The 22,639-nt window shown below is 70.9% G+C and carries 25 protein-coding genes; 12 read left to right on the forward strand and 13 right to left on the reverse strand.

The genetic code is table 11. The annotated features are described in order from the left end of the window. Positions 1-26 precede the first annotated feature (26 nt). A complete protein-coding gene (locus AC3WOE_RS05925) occupies positions 27-1,028 on the reverse strand; it encodes a DUF1444 domain-containing protein (RefSeq protein ID WP_492688988.1) in 1,002 nt (333 codons plus the stop codon). Positions 1,029-1,077: 49 nt separating this feature from the next. Next, entirely contained in the window at positions 1,078-2,118 is a 1,041-nt protein-coding gene (locus AC3WOE_RS05930) for an alpha/beta hydrolase (protein WP_492688990.1), read from the reverse strand. 76 nt (positions 2,119-2,194) lie between these two features. Here AC3WOE_RS05930 and proC point away from each other — a divergent pair, with 76 nt between their 5' ends. The 6 genes from proC (at position 2,195) to AC3WOE_RS05960 (ending at position 7,641) form a co-directional block, all read left to right on the forward strand. Then, a complete protein-coding gene (proC, locus tag AC3WOE_RS05935; protein WP_492688991.1) occupies positions 2,195-3,007 on the forward strand; it encodes a pyrroline-5-carboxylate reductase in 813 nt (270 codons plus the stop codon). An 80-nt stretch (positions 3,008-3,087) separates the two neighbouring features. Then, entirely contained in the window at positions 3,088-3,618 is a 531-nt protein-coding gene (locus AC3WOE_RS05940) for a chorismate--pyruvate lyase family protein (RefSeq protein ID WP_492688992.1), read from the forward strand. 181 nt (positions 3,619-3,799) lie between these two features. Further along, positions 3,800-4,348: a hypothetical protein gene (locus tag AC3WOE_RS05945; protein WP_492688994.1), complete on the forward strand. Its 549-nt coding sequence runs from the start codon at positions 3,800-3,802 to the stop codon at positions 4,346-4,348. An 89-nt stretch (positions 4,349-4,437) separates the two neighbouring features. Next, positions 4,438-5,592 (forward strand): HPP family protein, encoded by a 1,155-nt coding sequence (locus AC3WOE_RS05950; protein ID WP_492688996.1) that lies wholly within the window; start codon positions 4,438-4,440, stop codon positions 5,590-5,592. Further along, positions 5,582-6,610, forward strand: a complete 1,029-nt coding sequence (locus tag AC3WOE_RS05955) for a Gfo/Idh/MocA family protein (protein ID WP_492688998.1) — start codon at positions 5,582-5,584, stop codon at positions 6,608-6,610. Before AC3WOE_RS05950 ends, AC3WOE_RS05955 begins: the two co-directional genes overlap by 11 nt. Before the next feature lie 11 nt (positions 6,611-6,621). Continuing rightward, complete coding sequence (locus AC3WOE_RS05960) at positions 6,622-7,641, forward strand: Gfo/Idh/MocA family protein (protein ID WP_492688999.1); 1,020 nt, start codon at positions 6,622-6,624, stop codon at positions 7,639-7,641. On the opposite strand, the gene AC3WOE_RS05965 is transcribed toward AC3WOE_RS05960, so the two are convergent. From AC3WOE_RS05965 to ubiA, 3 genes are all read right to left on the reverse strand, one after another. After that, positions 7,638-9,269, reverse strand: a complete 1,632-nt coding sequence (locus tag AC3WOE_RS05965) for a S41 family peptidase (protein WP_492689001.1) — start codon at positions 9,267-9,269, stop codon at positions 7,638-7,640. The two genes, AC3WOE_RS05960 and AC3WOE_RS05965, sit on opposite strands and share 4 nt — an antisense overlap. Before the next feature lie 68 nt (positions 9,270-9,337). Continuing rightward, positions 9,338-10,099 (reverse strand): substrate-binding periplasmic protein, encoded by a 762-nt coding sequence (locus AC3WOE_RS05970; RefSeq protein ID WP_492689003.1) that lies wholly within the window; start codon positions 10,097-10,099, stop codon positions 9,338-9,340. Then, complete coding sequence (ubiA, locus tag AC3WOE_RS05975; protein WP_492689004.1) at positions 10,096-11,004, reverse strand: 4-hydroxybenzoate octaprenyltransferase; 909 nt, start codon at positions 11,002-11,004, stop codon at positions 10,096-10,098. Before ubiA ends, AC3WOE_RS05970 begins: the two co-directional genes overlap by 4 nt. Before the next feature lie 74 nt (positions 11,005-11,078). Between ubiA and AC3WOE_RS05980 the strand changes: the two genes are divergently transcribed. The 3 genes from AC3WOE_RS05980 (at position 11,079) to AC3WOE_RS05990 (ending at position 12,620) form a co-directional block, all read left to right on the forward strand. Next, the gene (locus AC3WOE_RS05980; RefSeq protein WP_492689005.1) at positions 11,079-11,453 is read left to right on the forward strand and encodes a nuclear transport factor 2 family protein; all 375 of its coding nucleotides are present in this window, start codon (positions 11,079-11,081) and stop codon (positions 11,451-11,453) included. A 5-nt stretch (positions 11,454-11,458) separates the two neighbouring features. After that, positions 11,459-11,806 (forward strand): hypothetical protein, encoded by a 348-nt coding sequence (locus tag AC3WOE_RS05985; protein WP_492689007.1) that lies wholly within the window; start codon positions 11,459-11,461, stop codon positions 11,804-11,806. Between the two features lie 109 nt (positions 11,807-11,915). Then, entirely contained in the window at positions 11,916-12,620 is a 705-nt protein-coding gene (locus AC3WOE_RS05990; RefSeq protein ID WP_492689009.1) for a glutathione S-transferase N-terminal domain-containing protein, read from the forward strand. 42 nt (positions 12,621-12,662) lie between these two features. Here AC3WOE_RS05990 and AC3WOE_RS05995 read toward each other — a convergent pair whose 3' ends face one another. The 7 genes from AC3WOE_RS05995 to AC3WOE_RS06025 form a co-directional block, all read right to left on the reverse strand. Beyond that, positions 12,663-14,000: an aminotransferase class I/II-fold pyridoxal phosphate-dependent enzyme gene (locus AC3WOE_RS05995; RefSeq protein ID WP_492689011.1), complete on the reverse strand. Its 1,338-nt coding sequence runs from the start codon at positions 13,998-14,000 to the stop codon at positions 12,663-12,665. 99 nt (positions 14,001-14,099) lie between these two features. Next, positions 14,100-14,555 carry a hypothetical protein gene (locus tag AC3WOE_RS06000; RefSeq protein WP_492689013.1) on the reverse strand — a complete coding sequence of 152 codons (456 nt, stop codon included), beginning with the start codon at positions 14,553-14,555 and terminating at the stop codon, positions 14,100-14,102. A gap of 10 nt (positions 14,556-14,565) precedes the next feature. Then, positions 14,566-15,447, reverse strand: a complete 882-nt coding sequence (locus tag AC3WOE_RS06005; protein ID WP_492689015.1) for a DUF2145 domain-containing protein — start codon at positions 15,445-15,447, stop codon at positions 14,566-14,568. Continuing rightward, the gene (locus AC3WOE_RS06010) at positions 15,444-15,878 is read right to left on the reverse strand and encodes a hypothetical protein (RefSeq protein ID WP_492689016.1); all 435 of its coding nucleotides are present in this window, start codon (positions 15,876-15,878) and stop codon (positions 15,444-15,446) included. The genes AC3WOE_RS06005 and AC3WOE_RS06010 overlap by 4 nt, the downstream gene beginning before the upstream one ends. Positions 15,879-15,936: 58 nt before the next feature. Next, positions 15,937-16,332 carry a Cu(I)-responsive transcriptional regulator gene (cueR, locus tag AC3WOE_RS06015; RefSeq protein ID WP_492689017.1) on the reverse strand — a complete coding sequence of 132 codons (396 nt, stop codon included), beginning with the start codon at positions 16,330-16,332 and terminating at the stop codon, positions 15,937-15,939. Continuing rightward, positions 16,329-18,506 (reverse strand): heavy metal translocating P-type ATPase, encoded by a 2,178-nt coding sequence (locus tag AC3WOE_RS06020; RefSeq protein ID WP_492689018.1) that lies wholly within the window; start codon positions 18,504-18,506, stop codon positions 16,329-16,331. Before AC3WOE_RS06020 ends, cueR begins: the two co-directional genes overlap by 4 nt. A 113-nt stretch (positions 18,507-18,619) precedes the next feature. After that, positions 18,620-19,513: an MBL fold metallo-hydrolase gene (locus AC3WOE_RS06025; protein ID WP_492689020.1), complete on the reverse strand. Its 894-nt coding sequence runs from the start codon at positions 19,511-19,513 to the stop codon at positions 18,620-18,622. Between the two features lie 117 nt (positions 19,514-19,630). Here AC3WOE_RS06025 and AC3WOE_RS06030 point away from each other — a divergent pair, with 117 nt between their 5' ends. Continuing rightward, complete coding sequence (locus tag AC3WOE_RS06030) at positions 19,631-20,548, forward strand: LysR family transcriptional regulator (protein WP_492689021.1); 918 nt, start codon at positions 19,631-19,633, stop codon at positions 20,546-20,548. On the opposite strand, the gene AC3WOE_RS06035 is transcribed toward AC3WOE_RS06030, so the two are convergent. Next, a complete protein-coding gene (locus tag AC3WOE_RS06035; protein ID WP_492689023.1) occupies positions 20,535-21,407 on the reverse strand; it encodes a LysR family transcriptional regulator in 873 nt (290 codons plus the stop codon). The genes AC3WOE_RS06030 and AC3WOE_RS06035 overlap by 14 nt on opposite strands. An 86-nt stretch (positions 21,408-21,493) precedes the next feature. Between AC3WOE_RS06035 and AC3WOE_RS06040 the strand changes: the two genes are divergently transcribed. Both AC3WOE_RS06040 and AC3WOE_RS06045 read left to right on the forward strand, forming a co-directional pair. Next, positions 21,494-21,910, forward strand: a complete 417-nt coding sequence (locus tag AC3WOE_RS06040; protein WP_492689216.1) for a DoxX family protein — start codon at positions 21,494-21,496, stop codon at positions 21,908-21,910. Next, complete coding sequence (locus AC3WOE_RS06045; protein WP_492689024.1) at positions 21,907-22,572, forward strand: glutathione S-transferase family protein; 666 nt, start codon at positions 21,907-21,909, stop codon at positions 22,570-22,572. The genes AC3WOE_RS06040 and AC3WOE_RS06045 overlap by 4 nt, the downstream gene beginning before the upstream one ends. Positions 22,573-22,639: the final 67 nt, after the last annotated feature.

A 22,639-nucleotide genomic window follows, 5' to 3' on the forward strand; every position in this document is an offset into this window, starting at 1 on the left:
CGGCCTGCAAGCCGGTTGGCATGACCTCATTCCAGGATGCGCCAGCTTCCCCCGCGTCGCAGCAGCAAGCCCTGGAACAGCGCGCCCTTGGCGTCTGGTCCGATGCGCCGGTTGACCTCGCGCAGGGCGGCGATGCCGTCGGCCGAGTTCGCGTCGCAGAAGGACAGCACGTCGCGCGACGGGATGGCGACGACGGCGCCGTTGGGCGTCTTGTCGGCGAAGAGGTGGTCCCACAGGCCGTCCAGCAGCACCAGGCAGGCCTCGTGGTCGCCGTCCAGCAGCAGGCCGAAATAGGGCGGGTGGTCGACCAGCCTCAGCCCCGGCTTGCCCTTCACCCGCATCATCAGGTTGGTCAGGGACTGGCGATGCAGGGCGTTCAGGTTCATGCCGGCCTGGCGCATCTCGTCGCGGTCCACCGAGGTCCAGTGGTCGCCGGCGTCGACGTGATAGCCCACCGCGAAGACGCCGGCCGCGGCGCGCGTGGGCGGCAGCAGGCCGGGGTCGTTGGTGATGCCGGGCGGCAGCTTGTCCGCGACGAATTGCAGCTTGACCTCCTCGCCCTCGGCCCAGCCGCCGTCGGCCACCGCGCGCAGCACGGGCAGGGCCTCGCTCGGCGGCGCCCGCGTGGGCTCGGCAGGGGCCGGTGCCGGCGGCGGCGAGGCCGGGGCCCGACGCTCGCGCAGCTGGGCTTGGCGGATCGCGACTTCCAGTTCGGCGCGCTGGCTGCGTGCGGCCGTCCACAGATAGACGGGCGCCACCAGGCTCAGGAAGGGCATGGCGCAGCTCAGGAAGAGCGGGTATTTGACGAGGGGGGCGGTGCGCAGCACCGGCGCCGCGCGGCTGATGATGTGGGTGCCGATGAACCAGGTGCCCAGCCAGCCGATGACGGCCAGCACGACGATGTGGCCGATAAAGCCGATCACGGCCGAGAGGGTCAGCCCGAGCAGCAGCAGGGCCCGGCTGCCCACGGTCTTGAGCAGCTCGTCATGCAGCAGAAGATCATCGAGATCGGCCGTCGTCGCGCCCATGCAGGTCCTCCCGTTTGCGGCGGGAGTGTAGGCAGTCCGCCGCCGGACTTCAGCGCGCCGTCAGCAGGGCGCTGGTCGGCATGGCCGCGCCGCGCAGGCGGGCGTCGAGAAAGGCCACGCTCAGGCGCATGGCCTCGTGCAGGTCGGCCTGGGCCGCCTCGGTGGCGCTGCCGCTGCGTGGGCCACGCGGCGTACCGCCCGCCGGGCCGTGGGGCATCTGCCCTCCCTGGCCGCCACCCCCCATGCCGCCGCGTTGCTGGCCCCCGCCGATGGCGCCTTCGCGCCCGCGGTGCTGGTCCTGGGCATGCCAGCCTTCGGGGGCCAGTGTGCCGGCCAGGGCCGCGTGCGAGGCGCCGGGCAGGTTGAGCAGCCAGGCTGCGCCGGGTTGCAGGGTCTCGAAGGCGCGGCGGCGCTCGGCCGGCCGGGTGACGAGGCCGAGGGCGTCGCCATCGCTGTCGCTGGTGATCAGCAGGGCCGCCGGCGTCGCGGCGGCGGCGTCCATGGGCGGCGGGCTGATGGCGATGACGGCGCGCGGCAGCCAGGCGCCGGCGTCCTGTCCCAGGTCCAGCGCCGTCTGCGCGCCGATCTCGTAGCCGGCGATGGCCGCGCGCTGCCAGTCCAGGTTCACGCCGGCCACCGGCTGGGCCTGCAGCGCGGCGAGCAGGCGTCGCAATGCGGCCAGGCGGTCGGCGCGCATCGCGTCGCCGTAGTGCAGCTGGCCCAGCTCGCGGAACTCGCCGCTGCGGGCCAGGCTGGAGCGCCAGGCCGCCGCGTCGTCTTCCAGCGGCTGCACGGCCAGCACGGCATAGCCGGCCTGGGCCCAGGTGGCGGCCCAGCGCTGGCCGGTCTCGGGGCCCTGGCCGATGCCGGGCAGGTAGAGGACGACGGGCAAAGGCCCCGCAGCGCCGGCGCTGCGCGTGACCACCACGCGGCGGCCCTGCAGCTCGAAGCCGGCCAGGGACAGGTTGAGCTCGCGCGTCGCCGTCTCGGCCCAGGGCTTGGGCGGCGGCGGGCCGCCGGCGCAACCGGCCAGGGCGAGGGTGGCGGTGGCGAACAGCAGCGAGCGGCGGTCGAGACGGGCGGGGCGCATGGCGCCACCATAGCCCGGCCGTGTTGCTGTTTCGTTCCGTGAAAACACGGCCGGTCCAGGCTCTAGACTCGCGTCCATGAGTGCAGAAACGATTGCCTTCATCGGCGGCGGCAACATGGCCAGCGCCATCATCGGTGGGCTGTTGCGCGCCGGCATGAAGCCTGGCCAGTTCATCATCGTCGAGCCCTATGCGCCGCAGCGCGAGAAGCTGGTCGGCGAATTCGGCATCGCGGCCGTGGCCGCGGGCGACGCCGGCCTGGCCGCCGCCGGCACCATCGTCTGGGCGGTCAAGCCCCAGCTCTTCGGCGCAGCCGCCGAGCCGATCAAGGCCTGGCTGGGCGGCTCCCTGCATCTGTCGGTGATGGCCGGCATCCGCTCCGAGTCCATCGTCGCCGCCACCGGCTGCGAGCGCGTCGTGCGCTCCATGCCCAACACGCCGGCCCTGATCGGCAAGGGCATCGCCGGCCTGTTCGCCCGCCCGGCGGTGTCGGGCCAGGAGCGCGCCACCGTCGAGCGCCTGCTGGCGCCCACGGGCCAGACGCTGTGGGTCGAGCGCGAGGACGACCTCGACGCCGTGACGGCCCTGTCGGGCTCGGGACCGGCCTATTTCTTCTTCTTCGTCGAGGCCATGATGGCCGCGGCCGTCGACATGGGCCTGAGCGCCGAGCAGGGCAAGCGCCTGGCCCTGGCCACCTGCGCCGGCGCGGCGGCTCTGGGCTTGCGCTCGGACGAGTCGCCGACGACGCTGCGCGAACGCGTGACGAGCAAGGGCGGCACGACCTACGCGGCGATCACGTCGATGCAGGCCGACGGCGTCGACGCGGCGATACAGCGCGCCGTCCTGGCTGCGCAGAAGCGGGCGACAGAACTGGGCAAAGAGTTCGGCTGACATGGAGCCCCCACGCGAACTTTGTTCGCTGCCCCCCGCGGGGGCGCGTCAGCGCCTTCGGGCGGCCGTGCGCCGCTGACATGGGCATCGCAACGCGAAACAGCCTGCGCGACTGGCTGCGGGCGCCGGGCTCATTGAGCCGCCGCCTGGCCCGCCTGGGTGAGCGCTTCGAGGTGCAGGTGCTGCGCCAGGGCGTGGCGCCGTTCCGGGCGCTGGAGCGCGCCGCCCTGGGCCTGCCGCCGCGCGGGCTGACGGTGGTGCGCGAGGTCATCCTGCGCGTCGACGGCGAGCCCCTGGTGTGGGCACGCTCAGCCGTGCACCAGCGCGCCACCACCGGCCCCTGGCGGGCGCTGAAGGGCCTGGGTGCCCGGCCGCTGGCCCATCTGCTCTACGACGACTACCGCATCCATCGCAGCGAGCTGCAGCCACGCCGCCTGTCCCGCCACGGCCACACGCGGCGGCACGCCATGCGGCAATGGGAGGCCGCCACCGGCAAGGCGCCCTCGCCGCAGATGCTGTGGTCGCGCAATTCGGTCTTCAGCCGCAGCGGCGCCCAGCTGCGGGTCATGGAGCTCTTCGATCCGGCCTTGGCCCGTCAGCGACCCGGGTGAACCCGTACGACCGGACGCTTAGCTGTCATTGAGCTGACGCCTTTTCGATGAAACTGTTTCCATGGCGTCATAAATTAGCACTGCGCCCATAAACCCCCATAAACTCAGTCCGTATCAGAGGGGCGTTAGTAGACCCGCCGCGCAAAGACGCAACAGGCGGGCTGGAACACTGGGGGCAGTGATGAACACACGTGATGTGGTGATCTTCAGCGGTGAGCGTTTTGTCGTGCCGCAATGCATTCAAAGAATCGACCATTTGTCGACCCATGGCTGGCAGCTGCGCTATGGCGGCACCAAGCTGTTTTCCGACCACAGCCAGGACGGCACCGGCGCCCGCCGCGCGCTGGCCATGGCCACCAAGGAGCTGCTCAAGCGCATTGCGACGCTGCCTGCGCCCTCGCGCCTGCGCCGCACGCCCAGCCGCAAGAAGCAGAGCGACCTGCCATCGGGCATCTCCGGCCCCATCGTGCGCCAGCGCGCCGGCAGCCGCGTCCGTGATTGCAGCTTCGCGGTGACCCTGCCGCGCTTCGGCGAGACGCCGCTGGCCCGCAGCGTCTACATCGGCACCGAGAACACCTACACCGTCGAGCGCTACCAGGAGGCGCTGCAGCGCGCCGTGGCCCTGCGCGAGAAGGCCGAGGCCGCCTACCAGCGCGCCGCGACCAAGGAGCGCCGCGCCCAGGCCCAGGTGCTCAAGGTGAAGATGAACGGCCTGCTCGCGAAAGCCTGACGCGGGTCATCTGAAACCGAGTTGAACCGGCGCAGGGGCCGGTGGCGGACACAATCGGCGGCCTTGGCTACTCAGCCCTGCTGCCGCCCATGTCCTCTGCCGCCTCCCTGCCCGATCGAGTTCTCGCCCTGCTGAGTGCGCTGCGACCCGCGCCGCAGGCCGTCAATGCGCGCGAGCGCCTGCGCGTCGTGGTCGGCGCTTGCCTGGGTCTGCTGCTGGCCGGCCTGTTGAGCCAGCTCACCATGGGGCCGGGCCTGCCCTGGCTGGTCGCGCCGCTGGGCGCCAGCGCGGTGCTGGTGTTCGGCGTGCCGGCCAGCCCGCTGGCCCAGCCCTGGGCGGCCGTGGGCGGCAACACGCTGTCGGCCCTGGTCGGCATCGCCTGCATGAAGTGGCTGCCCCTGCCGCCACTGGCCGTTGCGGCCATTGCGGTGGCGCTCGCCATCGGCGTCATGTTCAGCATGCGCTGCCTGCACCCGCCGGGCGGCGCGGCCAGCCTGCTGATGGTGCTGACGGCCACCCACGACTGGCATTTCGCCTTCGTGCCGGTGGCGCTGAACTCCCTGCTGCTGGTGCTCGCCGGCATGGCCTACAACACGCTGACCGGCCGCCGCTATCCGCACGCCCAGCATGTCACCGCACCGGCGGCGCCCGCCGCGGGTGCCACCGTCGCGCCGCCGCGCTTCGGCGATGCCGAGCTGGACGCCGTGCTGGCCCGCTACAACCAGGTGCTGGACGTGCCGCGCGACGATCTCGCCGACCTGCTGCACGAGGCCGAGATGCTGAGCTACCGCAACCGCCTCGGCGGCCTGCGCTGCGCCGACATCATGTCCACGCCCGTCATCACGGTGGAGTTCGGCACGCCGCTGGGCGAAGCCTGGGCGCTGCTGCAGCAGCACCGCATCAAGGCCCTGCCGGTGGTGGACCGCGTGCAGCGCATCGTCGGCATCGTCACGCGCGCCGACTTCATGCGCGCCGCCGAAGGCCAGCAGCGCGAGGGTCTGGCAAGCCGCCTGCAGACGCTGTTGCGTCCCTCGCCGGCCACGCATTCGACCAAGCCCGAGGTCGTCGGCCAGATCATGAGCCGCCAGGTGCGCGTGGCCAGTGCCGAGCGCGCCATCGCCGAGCTGGTTCCGCTGTTCTCTGACACCGGACACCACCACATTCCCATCATCGGCGAGCAGGCCCGGCTCGTCGGCATCCTCACCCAATCCGACCTCGTGAAAGCCCTCAGCCATGGCCCATGACAACGACATCTTCCGCTGGGGCGTCATCGGCCCTGGCGGCATCGCCAACCGCTTTGCCGGCGCCCTCGCGGCCGTGCCGGGCGCCCAGCTCGCGGCCGTGTTCGCGCGCGACGCGGCCAAGGGCCAGGCCTATGCCCAGCAGTGGCGGGGCGAGGGCCGCCCGGCGCGCGTGACGACAGCGCTGACGGAGCTGCTGTCCGACCCCACCATCGCCGCCGTCTACATCGCCACGCCCCACTCCAACCACGGCGAATACATCCGCGCCGCGCTGGAGGCGGGCAAGCCGGTGCTGTGCGAGAAGCCGCTGGTGACGACGCGCGCCGAGGGCCAGGCCCTGATCGAGCTGGCGCGCAGCCGGGGCGTCTTCCTGATGGAGGCCTTGTGGACGCGCTTCCTGCCGGCCTATGAGCTCGCCGGCCGCATGCTGCGCGAGGGTGCCATCGGCGAACTGCGCGCCATGCAGTCGAGCTTCTGCTTCGCCGCCAGCTACGACCCGCAGCACCGCCAGTGGAATCCAGCGCTGGCCGGCGGTTCGCTGTGGGACATCGGCATCTACAACCTGGCCGTGACGCGCTGGGTGTTGCAGCAGATGAACGACGGCGCCTGCCCCGAGCCCGAATCCATCGACGTGCAGGCCAAGCTCGCGCCGACCGGTGTCGACGCCGCCGTCAACGTGACCCTGCATTTCCCCGGCGGCGTGACGTCGCAGTTCCGCTGCGGCTTCGACGCGGCCTCGGTCAACGCCTTCGAGGCCCTGGGCTCCAAGGCCGGCCTGCGCTTCCCGCTGGACTTCTGGCAGGCCGAGGCGGTGGAGCTGGTGACGCGCAAGGAGCCGGCCGAGCGCATCGAGGCGCCTTTCGTCATCAACGGCTTCGAGGGCGAGATCGCCGAGGCCCAGGCTTGCATCCGCGCCGGCCTGCTGGAGAGCCCGCGCATGCCGCATTCGGAGACCCTGGGCCTGCTGGGCTGGATGGATGCCATCCGCGCCCGTTTCCCGGGCGGCGTCAACAAGGCTTGACGCCTTCAGCGATGGCCGCTGACGCCGACCTGTTCCGCTGGGCCGTGATCGGCCCCGGTGGCATCGCCCACCAGTTCGCCTCCGCCTTGGCCGCGGTACCGGGCGCCCGCCTCGCCGCGGTGTTGGCGCGCGACGCGGTCAAGGGCCAGGCCTTTGCCGCGCAATGGCAGCGTGAAGGCGAGGCGCCGGCGCGCGTGACCACCGCACTGCCCGAGCTGCTGGTCGACGCGTCCGTCGACGCCGTCTACATCGCCACGCCGCATTCCCACCATGGCGAATACATCCGCGCTGCGTTGGAAGCGGGCAAGGCCGTGCTGTGCGAGAAGCCGCTGGTGACGACGCGCACCGAGGGCCAGGCCCTGATCGAGCTGGCGCGCAGCCGGGGCGTCTTCCTGATGGAGGCGTTGTGGACGCGCTTCCTGCCCGCCTACGACATCGCCGGCCGCTGGCTGCGCGAGGGCGCCATCGGCGAGCTGAGGGCCATGCAGTCGAGCTTCTGCTTCCCCGCCGCCTACGACCCGCAGCACCGGCTCTGGAACCCGGCGCTGGCCGGCGGCGCGCTGTGGGACATCGGCATCTACAACCTCGCCGTGACGCGCTGGGTGCTGCAGCAGATGAATGACGGCGCCTGCCCGGAGCCGGTCGCCATGGACGTGCAGGCCAGGCTGGCGCCCAGCGGGGTGGATGCCGCCGTCAACGTGAGCCTGCACTTCCCGGGCGGCGTCACGTCGCAGTTCCGTTGCGGCTTCGACGCCGTCTCGGCGAATGCCTTCGAGGTGCTGGGCAGCCAGGGCGCCCTGCGCTTTCCTCAGGGCTTCTCGTATGCCCAGGTCGTCGAGCTCGACGCGCATCGCTCACCGGCCCGGCGTGTCGAAGCGCCCTTCGTCCTCAACGGTTTCGAGGGCGAGATTGCCGAGGTCCAGGCCTGCGTCCGCGCCGGTCTGGTGGAGAGCCCGCGCATGCCGCACGCTGAAACGCTGGCCTTGCTGGCTTGGATGGACGCGATCCGCGCCCGTTTCCCGCAGGCCTAACGTCCCGCCAGCACGCGGTTGCTGCGCGCCGGATGGCGCTTCAGCGTCATCGCCACACCGTCACCGCGCGCCGTGCCTTGGGCCTTGGCGGTGGCCGCCGGGCAGCTGCCGGTGTCGATATGGCGCAGCGCGGCGGACAGCATGCCTTCCGAGGCGTCGCCCAGCGCGTGGCCGGTGTCGTCGGCCACCGTGCAGCCCTTGACGAAGCGCGAGCTGCTGCCCGTGGCGTCGGCCTTGGGTTCCAGGCCGTCGGCATAGTCGCCGAAGCCCTGGGCGTTGACGCCGACGAACTCGATGGGGAAGTAGCTGACGCCGCAGTTGTCCTTGGCCGTGAAGCCATAGGGCTTGCCGCAGGTCTTGCCGCCGATCAGCACGACATCCACGCCGATGCCGCGCAGGCCGTTGATGACGGACTCGCTGGCCGAGCAGGTGCCCGACTGCGCCAGCACATAGACGCGGGTCAGGTTCAGCGCCGGCAGCGGCTGCTCCTGGGTGCAGTGGTTGCCCACCAGGATGCAGGAGGTGTTGAAGAAGGGCGTCGCCTCGTTCTCGCTGCTGCGCCTGGCGTTGAACTTCAGCGTCTCGAAGGTCTGGCCCGAAGTGCGTGTCGCGCCGGCGATCATGGTCGCCAGTTCGCTGGCGATGTAGAGATAGCCGCCGCCGTTGTAGCGCAGGTCCAGCACCAGTTCACGCAGGCCCTGGGCCTGGAAGCCCTGCATGGCCGTGATCAGCTGGCCTTCCGCCGGCGCGATGTGGTCGTTGAACAGCAGATAGCCGGCACGCTGGCCGGACGGCGTCGTCACGACGCGGGTGATGGGCACCGGCGTCTTGGTGATGGTCGCGCTGGTGAGGCGGGGGCGCAGCGTCGTTCCGTCGCCGCGCGTGAAGACAAAGTCGTGCCGGGCGTTGGGCAGGTCGGGGAAGAGGGCAGAGTTCAGCGCATCGACACCGGAGGCGTCGCCCACGTCGGCGCTGACGCTGTCCACGCCGACGAGCTGGTCACCGCGCTTCAGGCCGGCGACATCGGCGGGGCTGCCGGGCTCGACATAGGCGATCTGGATCTGCCGCGGCGGCAGCGGGCTGGTCAGCTTCCACTCGATGCCATAGCCGGCCTCGACGGCGTTGTCGATCAAGGCCGTCCACTGGGCGGTGGGATAGGTGAAGCTGAAGCGGTCGCGGCGCTGCCCGGTGTCGGTGTTCCGTGGCGTCTTCAACGCCTCGAAATAGGCGTCCATGGCGGCGTAGCTGTCGCTGCCGCTGTAGGCCGGCTGCGAGGGGTCCACGGCCGGCACCTCGTCGCGCCACAGATAGGCCTCGTCGAAATAGGCGCGCAGCCACTTTTTCTCAGTGTCCAGCGTGGAGGTGCGCAGGCTGCCCGCGGCCAGCGTGTTGCCGGCGGCGCATTGCTGGGCGAAGCTCGCCGAGGGACCGGCGGGGTCGGGCGAGGTGTTGCCGCCGCTGCTGCTGCCGCCGTTGCTGGACGGGCCACCCGTCGAGCTCGGGGAGGACGGGCTGTCGCCGGCACGGAAGATGGGCGTGCCTGCGGGGCCGCCACCGCCGCCGCAGCCGGCAACAAGCAAGGCCAGGACGACGGCCGGCACCGCCGTGCGGCGGAACGGATAGGACATGAACGAACTCCCTGATTGAGCGCAAGCGGTCTGGGCCGCGTGGGCGCGCAGTCTAGGGCTTAGGCTGCTCAGCGCACGTAGCGCTTTTCGATGCGGGTGATGCTTCCGTCACGCTGCATGCTGGCCAGGCCCGCGTCCATGGCGGCCAGCGCGGCCATGCTGCGCGGGCTGTTCTTGGAAAAGGCCATGAAGGTGGGCTCGGGATTGAAGTGCTGCAGCGGCTGCCGCTCCAGCCGGCTGACGAGGCCGAGATGGCTCACCTCCCACAGCCCCACCAGCGCCGTCACGACGACGACGTCGGCGCGCTCGCGCTCCACCAGCTGTACCGCGGTGCCCACGTCGCGCGCGTATTCCACGCGGCCGTCCGCCTGCTCGAGCACGGCCTTGGGGTAGATGTAGCCGGCGCCGACGGCCAGCCGCAGCCCGCGCAGGTCCTGCAGCTTCTCCAGCTTCAGGCCCGAGCCGACGCGCGTGTAGAAGTGGTAGTTCTTGCCGGCGCGGTAGCTGAGGCTCCAGCGCAGGAAGCGGTCGCGCTCGGGGCTGTAGTTCACCGTCGTCGTGAAGTCCGCCGTGCCGCGTTCCAGCATGAAGAGGGCGCGCTTCCAGGGCACCCACTCGATCTCGATGGTGCCGGCATAGCCGCCGCGCCGCAGTGCCTCGCGGGCGATCTCGATGTCGACGCCTTCGCCGCTGGCATGGCCCTGAGGGTTCACCAGCGGCGGGTAGACGGTGTTCACCAGCAGCAGCGATCCGGCCGCTGGCTCCGCATCGGCCCACGCCGCCGCCAGCGACGCTGCGCTGGCGGCGAGAACGTGGCGCCGCGTGGTCATCGGCGCAGGGCCAGGTCCACCACGGTCCCGGCGAAGACCACGAACCCCAGCCAGTGGTTGGAACGGAAGGCGGTGAAGCAGCCCGCGCGGTGGCGCCGGCGGATCAGCTTGTAGTGCCAGGCGGCCTGCACCGCCGCCGCCGCGATGCCGAGCAGGAACCAGCGCCCCAGGCCCAGGCGCAGGCCCAGGCCGGCCCACATCGCGAGGTAGGTGGCGTAGAAGATCATGATGCCGGGCACGTCCCAGCGGCCCAGCGCGATGGCCGAGGAGCGCACGCCGATCTTCAGGTCGTCGTCGCGGTCCACCATGGCGTATTCGGTGTCGTAGGCCAGCACCCAGAAGAGGTTGGCCACCAGCAGGGCCCAGGCCGACAGCGGCACGGCGCGCAGATTCCATTCCATGCCGCCCAGCGCGGCGGCGAAGGCCATCGGGATGCCGAAGGAGAAGGCCACGCCCAGCACGGCCTGGGGCATGGCCAGCACGCGCTTGGCGAAGGGGTAGGCGATGGCCACGGCCAGGGCCGCGAAGCTCAGCAGGATGGCCGGCGGGTTGGTCGTCAGCACCAGGCCGAAGGCGACCAGGGACAGGGCTGCGCCCAGCACCAGCGCTTCCTTGACCGATACGGCGCCTGTCGTCACCGGGCGCCCGGCCGTGCGCTGCACATGGCGGTCGAAGTCGCGGTCGGCCACGTCGTTGACGCAGCAACCGGCCGAGCGCATCAGCACCGTGCCCGCCGTGAACACGGCCAGCAGATGCCAGCCCGGCCAGCCGTCCGCGGCTATCCACAGTGCCGACAGCGTCGGCCACAGCAGCAGCAGCCAGCCGGCGGGGCGATCCCAGCGGATCAGCTGCAGATACAGGGACAGCCGCGACGGGGGCGTGGTGGCGTGGGCAGTGGTGGACATGGGGGCATTTTCACGCCGCGCGGCGCTGCCGGTTTGCTGCATAGTCGTTGGATTGCATTGCGAAGGCCTGCGCCATGGGCTTGACGACCCGCGATCTCGTGCTGCTGCACTGGCAACTGGCCAATGCCCAGGACTGGGAGGCCTTCGGCCGCCTGCTGCAGCCCGACATGGTCTATGAAGCGCCGCAGAGCCGCGAACGCATCTGCAGCGCCGCGGGCTATGTCGACTTCTTTGCCACCTGGCCGCAGCCCTGGCGCGTCGAGGTGCGCCGATGCATTGCCGATGCGGGCAGCGCGATGACGCAGATCGACTTCATCAGCAGCGCGCCACCGATGATGGGTCTGACAATCTTCGATGTGAAAGATGGACTCATCCTGCGTGTGACCGACTACTGGCCCGACCCGTATGAGCCGGGGCCGCGGGCGTCGGCGTACGTCGAGAGGTACTGATGGGCATGAGCCGGTCGGCCGCAGCAGCGCTTCTCTGCGCCTCGCTGGCGGCGTGGGCGGCACCGACGCCTTTGCCCAAGGAGGTCCAGACCCTGGTCGAGTTGCGCGAGGCCTGCGACCACTACCGCGGCCAGCACGGCTTTGACGCCGAGCGCCAGAAGGACATTGACTGGTTGGTCTGCCAGAGCTGCCCCGGCACCGATGCCGAGCTGGCCCGGCTCAAGCAGAAATACAAGGGCAACGCCCATGTGACGCAAGCCCTGGCGGGCCTGGAGCCGCGCGTCGAGCCCGAGGACAAGGCTGCGCAGGCCAAGTTCTGCCAGGCCACGCGCAAGCCGGCCGGGGTGCGCTGAGCGCCCCCTTCCCCACGCCTTCCCCTACGCCAGCGCTGAAAGCCTCGTCCGGCCCGGGTCTTGGCCGTCGCCCCTAAAGTGGCCCGACTCCTTCGCTCCCGCCCACGACATGACCGACCTGAGCGCCTTCCCCATCACCAAGAAATGGCCCGCCGCCCACCCGGATCGCCTGCAGCTCTATTCCCTGCCCACGCCCAACGGCGTCAAGGTGGCCATCGCGCTGGAGGAGATCGGCCTGGCCTATGAGCCGCATCTGGTCAGCTTCACCACTGACGACCAGCTCAGCCCCGAGTTCCTGTCGCTGAACCCGAACAACAAGATCCCGGCCATCATCGACCCCGACGGTCCTGGCGGCCAGCCGCTGCCGCTGTTCGAGAGCGGCGCCATCCTCATCTACCTGGCCGACAAGACCGGCCAGCTGCTGCCCCGGGACCCGGCGCGTCGTTACGAAGCCATCCAGTGGCTGATGTTCCAGATGGGCGGCATCGGGCCGATGTTTGGCCAGGTCGGCTTCTTCCACAAGTTCGCCGGCAAGGACTATGAGGACAAGCGTCCGCGCGACCGCTATGCCGCCGAGGCCAGGCGCCTGCTCAAGGTGCTGGAGGTCCACCTCCAGGGCAAGGCCTGGATCATGGGCGACGACTACGGCATCGCCGACATCGCGACCTTCCCCTGGGTCAACAACCTGATCGGCTTCTACGGCGCACGCGACCTCGTCGGCTATGACGACTTCCCCGAGGTCGAGCGGGTGCTGCAGGCCTTCCTGGCCAGGCCGGCGGTGCAGCGCGGGCTCAAAATCCCCGCACGGGACTGATCCGCTGCATTTGCATTCGGGCCGAGCGCTGGGCGAGGGGCTTCAGTGCACGTGACCCGTGATGTCACGTGCACGCTGCAGCGAGTCCGCCACGATGCGCGCCGCCGTCTGCGCCAGGGCCGGCGTGTGGTCGGCCATGACCTGCATGCGCAGCCGGGCGCTGTTCAGCGACACCGCCGGGTACTCGACGAGGTTGGCCAGCAGGCCGGCCTGGGCCATCTCGCGGCTGGCCACGCGGGCCAGGGCGTCGTGGCCCAGCATGACGGGCACGATGGGCGAAGGGTGGCCCAGCACGGTGATGCCGTGCTCGGTCAGCGCGTTGCGCAGGCCCAGGATGCCCTGCATCAGCCGGTCACGGCGCTGCTGCCCCTCGGCGGAGCGCACGATGGCCACGCAGGCGCGGATGATGGCCACCTGCACCGGTGACAGCGCGTTGGAGAAGGTGTTGGGCGCGGCGTAGAAGCGCAGGTATTCCTTGATCGCGCGGTGGTGGCTGGCGACGAAGCCGCCGTTGGACGCGAAGGTCTTGGAGAAGGAGCCCATCACCAGGTCGACCTTGCCGAGCATGCCCTGCATCTCGAGCTGGCCGCCGCCGCCCGGGCCCATGCAGCCGAGGTCATGGGCGATGTCCACCATCAGCAGGGCGCCGTACTGGTGGGCCAGCGCCTGCAGGCGGGCGATGTCCGGCGAGTCGGCATCCATCGAGAAGCAGCCCTCGGTGACGACGAGGATGCCGTTGTGCGGGTCGCGCTGGCGCACCCGCTTGAGCAGGCGCTCGACATGGTCGGCGTCCAGGTGGCGGTGCAGATGGATATTGGGCGTCGCCGCGCGCGCGCCCTCGTGCAGGCAGTTGTGGGCGAGCTGGTCGATGACGATGTGGTCGGCCTCGCGCACCAGGCCCTTGATGGCGCCGAAGCCCGCGGCCCAGCCGGTCGGGAACAGCAGCACCTCAGGCGTGCGCAGCAGTTCGCCCAGCTCGGCTTCCAGCGCCGCCGCCTCCTCGACATTGCCGGCCAGGGCGGTGGAACCGGCGCTGTGAACGCCGTAGCGCTCCATCGCTGCCTGCGCCGCCGCGCACACCTTGGGATGGCGGGCCAGCGACAGGTATTCCTGCGACGAGAAGTTCAGCCCGGCATGGCGCTGGCCGTCCAGCAGTGTCAGCTCGGCCGTGGCGCCAGGCCGGCCGCCCAGGCGCTTGGCATAGGGAAAGACGCCATGCGCCACGCGGTTCTGCGCCCAGGCATGGAAGGCCTGGGCCTTGGCGACCAGGTCGGTGCCCGGTTGCGTCAGGTAGTCGAAGGACGAGCCTCGCAGCTCGGCCCCTTCGTTGGAGTTCTCCCCCGCCGTGGTGTCCACGGCCCGATCCATCAATTCGTCCATTTCGGCCCCCGAGAAAAGCTCGTTGTTGTGGGGTCGGACTGTGCGCAGCGCGGGCGCGCCGCACATCCTCATTTTTGGTGGCTCAGGCCGGAGGCCTCTTCACGGCGGGCGCCGGTCCCTCTGCTTCGCGGCGACGGACTTGACGACGGTCTTCAAGGGCGGCGCCGCTGCGAAGTCGCCCGCGTGCGGCGCCAGGGCGAGGTCCAGCAGGCGGCGCACCGCGGGGCGGTCGAGGTCGTCGGGCGACTTCAGGCGGATGCTGCGCACCCGCACTCCCTCGCCTTCGAGCAGGCCTTCGGGGTCGGGCAGGTCACGGCCGTAGAGGAAGAACAGCGTCACCCAGCGCGGATAGCCGGCAATGGACACCAGGCTGGCCGAGGCCTTGTCGGCCCAGGCATAGCCGATGGCCAGCGCGTTGTAGTTGTCGTAGACGAGTTCGTAGCCGTGGGTGACGCGCGCCTGCAGCTTGCTTCGGCAGGCCGAGATGGCTGCGGCCATCTCGGGGGTGTAGCGGGCGATGAAGTCGGCGACCTGGGCGGCGGTGGGATCCTTCATCGCGGCGCCTTCAGTTCCATGCGATGACGCGGTCGCCCGCTTGCGGCACGCAGCCCGCTGCCAGCGGCGCGCCGCCTTCGCGCTGCACGACACCCTGCGGCCCATGGCAGAACTCGACGCGTCGTGCGGTCGGCCAGCGCCGCTGCGCAAAGGCCTGCAGGCTGTCCGGCAGGCTGGTCTGCACGGCGCCGGCGCGCAGCTGTTCGCGCGGCTGGTCGTCGAAGTGCAGCCAGGGCATGGCGTGGCCGGCCAGCAGCAGCCAGCCGGGCGCCTGCACGGGCACGGGCGCATAGCCCTCGCGCTGCAGCCAGGCTTGAGCCTCCTCGCGGGTGCGCGGGCCGGCGCTGGCGGCGGCGAGCAGTTCGGCCACCCACTGGTTGCAGTTCTGGTAGCGGGTGCTGAAGGGATAGGCGTTGGCGCTGTAGCGCGCGTTCAGCAGCCCCAGCGCCATCGGCTTGTCCAGCGTCGCGGCTGCCAGCGGCGCGGCGGCCTCGGGCGGCAGCAGCAGCACGCTGACATAGCCGATGTCGACGTCGTCGCTGCCCGAGACGAAGCCGGCCAGGCCCTGGTCGAAGAGGCGGGGCGCTCCCTCGGCGCAGGCGTAGTAGAGCTGGCGCACGGCCCAAGGCGTGTCCAGCCCTGAAGCCAGCGCGATGGCGGCGTGGGAGTAGCGCAGGCCGAAGCGCGACAGGTCGGTGCCCGAACGCGCGATCAAGGCGGCCGGGGTGCCGGACTCGGCCAGCAACTGGCGGATGACGGCCGTGAAGCGCAGCAGCCGGTCCTGCTGGGCGGCCGTGACTTCGCGGTTGGGGTCGCAGCCGCGGGGCAGCACGCCGGCCTGCGCCGTGGCTGCCGTCAGCAGCAGGGCGGCTGTGACGGCTGCCCGGATCAAGGCTTGACGACGCGTGCCGCCAGCTCGCGGTGCCAGTTGTCCTCCAGCACGAGGAAGAAGGCCTGGCCGTTGTCCGCATGGGCGAAGGCGACGCCATAGGGCTGGGGCGTGGCCTGCACCTCATCGCCGACGTTGACGGCCCGGGCCGCCAGCGCCTGCTGGGGCAGGGTCAGCTCGACGGGCGCGGCGCCCTCGCGCTCCAGCTTCAGGCGCAGCTTGCCGGCGCTGTCGGCCTGGGCCACTTCGGTGACGCGATAGCGGCCTTCGGCGCGGCGCTCGCCACCGGCGCTGCTGTTGGACGAACCCTTGAAGGAATCCGACACGCTGCCCGAGGCGGACGAACCGGCGTCGGCGGCCGAGGAGGCCGTGGTGGACGACGCTTGAGCGGCGGCAGCGGCCAGGGCCAGGACGGCAAGGAGGGCGAAGCGCATCGTGGACTCGCGGTGTGATGAGGATGGGCAACGATAGCGCGGATGTGTCAGCGCTTTGTTACCGCGAGCCTGTCTCCAGCGTGTCGAGGATGGGGCAGTCGGGCCGCTCGTCGCCGTGGCAGCTGTGCACCAGCTGCTGCAGCGTCGACTTGATGGCCTGCAGCTCGGCGAGCTTGGCTTCCACTTCGGCCAGATGCTCCAGCGCCAGCGCGCGCACCTGGCGGCTGGGGCGGTCGCGGTCCTGCCAGAGGCCGAGCAGGGCGCGGATCTGCGCCAGCGAGAAGCCCAGGTCGCGCGAGTGGCGGATGAAGCGCAGCAGGTGGATCTCGCGCTCGCCGTAGACGCGGTAGTCGGCCTCGCTGCGCGCCGGCGGCGGCACCAGGCCTATGCCTTCGTAGTGCCGGATCATCTTGGTCGATACGCCGCTGGCGCGGGCCGCTTCGCCGATGTTCATCGCGCTTGTCCCGTGGCCGTGCCGCGCCAGCGCTTCAGCGTCAGTGCATTGGTGACGACGCTGACGCTGCTGAAGGCCATGGCCGCGCCGGCGATGACGGGATTGAGCAGGCCGAGTGCAGCGAGCGGGATGCCGACGACGTTGTAGGCAAAAGCCCAGAACAGGCCCTGGCGGATCTTGGCGTAGGTGCGGTGCGAGATGTCGAGGGCATCGACGACCAGCCGCGGGTCGCCGCGCATCAGCGTGACGCCGGCGGCCTCGGTCGCCACATCGGCGCCGCCGGCCATCGCGAAGCCCACCGACGCGGCGGCCAGGGCCGGCCCGTCATTCAGCCCATCACCGACGAAGGCCACGACGGCGCCGCTCTCGCGCAGGGCCTGCACGGTGGCGGCCTTGTCGCCCGGCAGCACCTCGGCGTGGACCTCGCCGATGCCGAGCTGGCGCGCGACGCCGGCCGCGGCGCCGCGGCTGTCGCCGGTCAGCATGACGGTGCGGATGCCGCGCGCCTGCAATTGCGCGACGGCCGCGGCGGCGCTGTCCTTGATGCGGTCGCCGAAGGCCAGCAGGCCGAGCAGGCGGTCACCTTCGATCAGCCAGGAGACGGTGTGGCCCTCGGCCTCGAGCTTCAGGGCCTCGGCCGCCAGCGCTGCGCCGGCCACGCCCAGCTCCTGCGCGAGGCGTGCGCTGCCGAGGGCGAGGCGGCGCCCCTGCACGACGCCTTCGACACCGCGACCCGGCAGCGCACGGGCCTGCTCGACGGGCAGGGCGGCCAGGTCCTTGGCCTCGGCCAGCACGGCAAGGGCCAGCGGATGGCTGCTGCTGCGTTGCAGGGCAGCGGCCCGTTGCAGCATTTCATCGCGGCTCACGCCTGCGGCCGGCAGGACCTGGGTCAGTGTCGGCTGGCCCACGGTCAGCGTGCCGGTCTTGTCGAAGGCGACGACAGTCACGGCGTGGGCGAGTTCCAGCGCCTCGGCGTCCTTGATGAGGATGCCCTGGCGGGCGGCGACGCCGGTGCCGGCCATCAGCGTCGTCGGCGTGGCCAGGCCCAGGGCACAGGGGCAGGCGATGACGAGGACGGCAACGGCGTTGACCAGGGCCTGTTCGGCGTCGCCGGCGTGGAACCACCAGCCGATAAAGGTGAGTGCCGCCAGCACGAGCACGATGGGCACGAAGACGGCGCTGACGCGGTCGACGATGCGCTGGATGGGGGCCTTGGCGGCCTGGGCCGACTCGACCATGCGGATGATGCGGGCCAGGGCCGTTTCGGCGCCGATGGCCGTGGTGCGCACCGTCAGCGCGCCCTCGGCGTTGATGGCGCCACCGGTCACGCGCTGGCCTTCGGACTTGGCCACCGGCAGGCTCTCGCCGGTGATCAGCGACTCGTCGACATGGCTGCGGCCGCCGACGATCTCGCCGTCGACGGCGATGCGGTCGCCGGGCCGCACGGCGACCAGGTCGCCCACGCGGACTTCGGCCACCGGCACTTCCACTTCGATGTCACCGCGCAGCACCCGCGCCGTGGCCGGGCGCAACGCATTCAGTGCGCGGATGGCATCCGTCGTCTGGCGCTTGGCGCGCTGCTCGAGGAATTTGCCGAGCAGCACCAGGGTGATGACGGCGGCCGAGGCCTCGAAGTAGAGGTGGGTGTGGCCGGGGTGGCGCAGCAGCAGATAGACCGACAGCCCATAGGCCGCCGAGGTGCCCAGGGCCACCAGCAGGTCCATATTGCCGCTGCCGGCACGCAGCGCACCCCAGCCGGCGCGGTAGAAGCGCGCACCGAGGATGAACTGCACCGGCGTGGCCAGCAGCAGCTGCTGCCAGCCCGGCAGCATGACGCCGGCCAGCATGGGCAACATCAGCGGCAGGCTGAGCGCTCCACCCGCGGCCACCGGCCACCAGGCGGGCAGGCCGCCGCTGGGCTCGGGTGCCGGCGGGGCGGCACGCTCGACCGCGATGGCCGGGTAGCCGGCCTTGCCCAGGGCTGCCGTCAGCGCCGCGACCGGCACATTGGGCAGGGCCTGGATGCTGGCCTTCTCGGTGGCGAGGTTGACGCTGGCCTGCTGCACGCCGGGGACGGCCTGCAGGGCCTTCTCGACGCGGCGCACGCAGGAGGCGCAGCTCATGCCGCTGACTTGCAGCGTCACGTCGTTGAGGGCGGAGGTGGGGGAGGTCATGGCGGGCACTTCGGTGAGGACTTGGAGTCATCCTCAGCCTTCCCATCGTGGGAAGGTCAACAGTGTCCGTCGAATGCTCCCCGCCCGGGCCGGGGCGGGGCTTGCCAGGCTCTTTACCAGGCCATCTCGCCCTTGTTGACCTTGGCGCCGATGTCCAGGGCGATGCCGAGGCCAGCCTGCGGGTAGGCCTGCTGCATCGTCGCGATCAGCGCGGCGGCGTTGGCGGCCTTGGGCAGCTCGGCCTCGAAGCGCTGCAGATAGGCCTGGGTGTAGCGGATGGCGCTGTCGTCCAGGGCCGTGCCGGCGGCCATGTGGCCGGGCACGACGACGGCCGGCTTCAGCGCCAGCATCTCGTCCAGCTGGGTCGCCCATGCCGCACGCTCGGCGGGCTTTTGCGTGTCGGCCGTCCACACATGCAGGCCGCCGAAGACGGCGATGTTGCCGACGATGGCGCGGCTGGACGGGATCCACAGCCAAGGGCGATGGGCCAGCGTGCCGGTGGTGCCGCGCAATTCGATGGTCTCGCCGTCGACGGTCAGCGTCGTGCCGGTCATGGCCTCGGGCAGCACGGGCTGGCGCGGTGCATTCGTGCCCATCTTGGGACCCCAGAACGAGACCTTGCCGGCCAGCTTGGCCTGGATCTTGTCGCGCACGGCCGGCGTGGTCAGCACCTGGGCCTGCGGGAACAGGCTCTTCAGCACCTCGGCGCCGAAGTAGTAGTCGGGGTCGGCCTGGCTGATGAAGATGGCCTTCAGCGCCTTGCCGCTGTCCAGCACGTTGGCGGCCACGCGCAGCGCGTCGGCGCGGGTGAAGCCGCTGTCGATGACGATGGCCTCGGTCTTGCCGCTGACGACGATGGCGTTGACGTGGAAGCTGTTGGCATCGGCGTTGTAGACCTTGAGGGTCAGGGGTGTGGCGGGGGCCTGGGCCAGGGCGGCGCCGGTGGCGACGGCGGTCAGCGTGGGCAGCAGCAGGCGGGCGAAGCGGCGGGGGTGGAAGAAGGACATGGTGAGCGTTCCGGTGAAGGGTTTGTGGGACCGGATTCACTGTATTTACGTTGGTTCAGTCGATAAAGTTCGCTTCAATCGAATATTTGTTGCGCCAATCGACAGAATCGGCCGTTGATGGACCGTCTCACCGCCACCCGCGTCTTCGTCACCGTCGTCGAGCAGGGCAGCCTGACCCAGGCGGCCGAGCGCCTGGACATGTCCACCGCCATGGTCAGCCGCTATCTGGCGGCCATGGAGGCCTGGCTGGGGGCACGCCTGCTGCACCGCACGACGCGGCGCCTGAGCCTGACCGAGGCGGGGCAGTCGGCCCTGGCCTCCTGCCGCCAGCTGCTGGACCTGAGCGAAGACGTCGCCCACCAGGCCGGTGTCGCCCGCCGTGAGCCCGCCGGACGGCTGCGCATCACCTGCTCGCCGTCGTTCGCCGATGCCCAGCTCACGCCGGCCCTGGTTGACTTCCAGCGCGCCCACCCCCAAGTCGGCTTCACGCTGATGGTGGCCGATCGCAGCGTGGATCTCGCCGCCGAAGGCATAGACCTGGCCGTGCGCATCACCAACACGCTGGAGCCCACGCTGATCACGCGGCCGCTGGGCGTCTGCCGCTCGGTGCTGTGTGCTTCGCCCGGCTACCTCGCCGAGCGCGGCCGGCCCGAGACGCTGGAGGACCTGCAGGCCCATCGCTGCATGGCCCATGCCTTCGTCAGCGCGGCGCAGTACCGCTTCCGGCATGCCGGCCAGGCCATCGAGCGGCCGATTGCCGACGTCCTGTCCACCAACGACGCCGCCGTGCTGCGCCGCGCCGTGCTGGCCGGCGGTGGCATTGCCATCCTGCCGACCTATTTCGTCGCCGAGGACCTGCGCGAAGGCCGCCTCGTCGGCCTGCTGCCCGATTACGAGCCCGAGCCCCTGGGCCTGCACGCCGTCTTCCTGTCGCGCCAGCACCAGCCGCTGGCCCTGCGCCTGCTGGTGGATTTTCTGGCCGAGCGCTTTGGCGGTGGGGACGTGCCACCTTGGGATCGCGTCAGTCCAGTTTGAGCGCTTCGGTCAGGTGGTTCCAGACCGTGTGCACGCGCTGCAAATGGCGCGTCTCCGGATGGGTCAGCAGCCAGAGATCGGTCTCGGCCTCGTCCAGCGGCTCGGTCAGCCGGCGCAATTCGCGCCGCGGCTCGGCCAGGAAGAGGGGCAGCACGCCCACGCCCAGGCCCAGCGCCACCAGCTCGGCCACGCTCTGCACGCTGCCGGTGCGGAAAGCCGGCTGCAGCGTCGGGAAGTGCTTCTGGCGCCAGCGCACCGACGGGTGCTCGGGCAGGCCGTCGTCGGGTGCGACCCACGCCGCGCCGCCGGCCTCGACCTGGTCCCAATGCTTGATGACGCTGGACTTCGCCGCGTAGAGGGCGACACGGATGGGCCCGACGCGGCGGCCGATCAGGTGGGCCGGCGGCTTGCTCGTCGCGCGCAAGGCGATGTCGGCGTCGCGTCGCGACAGGCTGGCCAGCTCGTTGCCGGTGTGCAGCTCGAACTGCAGCCGCGGCTGCTCGCGATGCAGGGTGGCGAGGGCTGGCGCGAGCAGGCCGTGCAGCAGCGTGTCCGTCGTCGTCAGGCGCACCGTGCCGGCGGCCTGGCCGGGCTGGGCTTGCGCCGCGGCGCGGGCGGCTTCCAGCGCCGCTTCGACCTGCTCGGCCTGGGCGGCCAGCGTGCGCGCCAGTTCCAGGGCGGTGTAGCCGCGCCGGCCGCGCTCGAACAGAGTTTGGCCCAGGCCACGCTCCAGCCGCTGCAGCATGCGGAAGACGGTCGACGCATTGACGCCGAGACGCTCGCCGGCCGCGGCCAGCGTGCCGGCGCGGTGCAGGGCCAGCACCAGGGCGAGGTCGGCGGGAGCGAGTTCGTATTGCATGGCTGCAATCGGAGTTGATCTGCATGCGTATTTTCATGCGCCGTATGCCTACCTACATTGACCGCAGCGCCACCCCTTCCCTGGAGATGCTCATGAACCCCTCGACCTCCGCCGGCCTGCTGCTGCTGCGCCTTTCCCTCGGCCTGATGTACCTCGCTCACGCCGGCCTCAAGCTCTTTGTCTTCACGCTGCCGGGCACGGCGCAGTTCTTCGTCGGCCAAGGGTTGCCAGGCGCGCTGGCCTATGCCGTCTTCGCGGCGGAAGCCATGGGCGGCGCCATGCTGCTGCTGGGCGTCTATCCGCGCCAGGTCGCGCTGGCCCTGGTGCCTGTCCTGCTCGGCGCGGCCTGGGTGCATGCGCCCAATGGCTGGGTCTTCAATGCACCGGGTGGCGGCTGGGAGTACCCGGTCTTCCTGGCCGCCATGTCCATCGTGCTGTGGCTGGGCGGTGATGGCGCCGCCGCGCTCAAGCGCAGCGACCGCTTCACCTGGAGCGCGGCATGAATTCGGGTGTGACGCTGATCAGCCATGCCCTCTGCCCTTATGTCCAACGCGCGGCCATCGTGCTGAAGGAGAAAGGCGTGGCCTTCGAACGGATTGACGTGGATCTGTCCAACAAGCCCGACTGGTTCCTGCGTCTGTCGCCGCTGGGCAAGACGCCGGTGCTGAGCGTCGGCGGCGAGGCGGTCTTCGAGTCCGCCGTCATCTGCGAATACCTCGACGAGACCCGGCCGCCGCGCCTGCATCCCGAAGACGCTCTCGCGAGAGCGCGTGAGCGGGCCTGGATGGAGTTCGGCTCGGCGGTGTTGAGCGGCATCGCGGTGCTCTACAGCGCGGGTGACGACACGGCTCTGGAGCGGGCCTATGCCGCGCTGCGCCTGCGCTTCGAGCAGCTCGAAGCCGTGCTGGGCGAAGGGCCCTGGTTTGCCGGCCGGCGCTTCGGCCTGGTCGACGCGGTCTTCGGCCCGGTGTTCCGCTACTTCGACGTCATCCCGCCCGAGGGCCTGTTCGACGGCCAGCCGCGCGTGCAGGCCTGGCGCGCGGCGCTGGCAGGAAGGCCGTCGGTGCGTGAGGCCGTGTCGGCGGGTTATGCCCAGCGCCTGCGTGCCTTTCTGATCGAGCGAGATGGCGCGCTGGCCAGGCGCTTGTGCGAGGCGGTGAACTGAAGCCTCCTTCGTCGATCGCCTTGAGATAGCGCAAGTCCCCTGCACACCTGGCCCCGCAACATGACGG

The sequence above is a fragment of the Roseateles sp. FW305-36 genome, from assembly GCF_058787015.1.